This is a genomic window from Pseudoduganella ginsengisoli (assembly GCF_009720865.1).
GTDB classification, from domain to species: Bacteria; Pseudomonadota; Gammaproteobacteria; order Burkholderiales; family Burkholderiaceae_D; genus Rugamonas; species Rugamonas ginsengisoli.
Genome location: NZ_WNLA01000105.1, coordinates 1 through 274 on the forward strand (window position 1 = coordinate 1; position 274 = coordinate 274).

The 274-nt window shown below is 47.4% G+C and carries 1 tRNA gene; it reads right to left on the reverse strand.

What is annotated here, in order from left to right:
• Window positions 1–149: 149 nt before the first annotated feature.
• Window positions 150–225 (reverse strand) — tRNA-Ala (locus GM668_RS30380).
• Between the last annotated feature and the right edge of the window lie 49 nt (window positions 226–274).

Consider the following 274-nt stretch of genomic DNA (forward strand, 5'->3'; position numbering starts at 1 on the left):
TGTTTGATGAGTTTTTGTATGCGTTCCTTTCGGAACACTACCCTAAGTGTGTAATTTCTTACACGCTTAAATAAAACTTTACTTCTTCCAGATTGTTAAAGAACGGTACTACGCTTATCTAAGACTCCGGTCTTACATAAGAGCAGCTTTGGTGGAGGATGACGGGATCGAACCGACGACCCCCTGCTTGCAAAGCAGGTGCTCTCCCAGCTGAGCTAATCCCCCATATCTCTTGAGACTGGTAGGGCTGGTTGGGCTCGAACCAACGACCCCC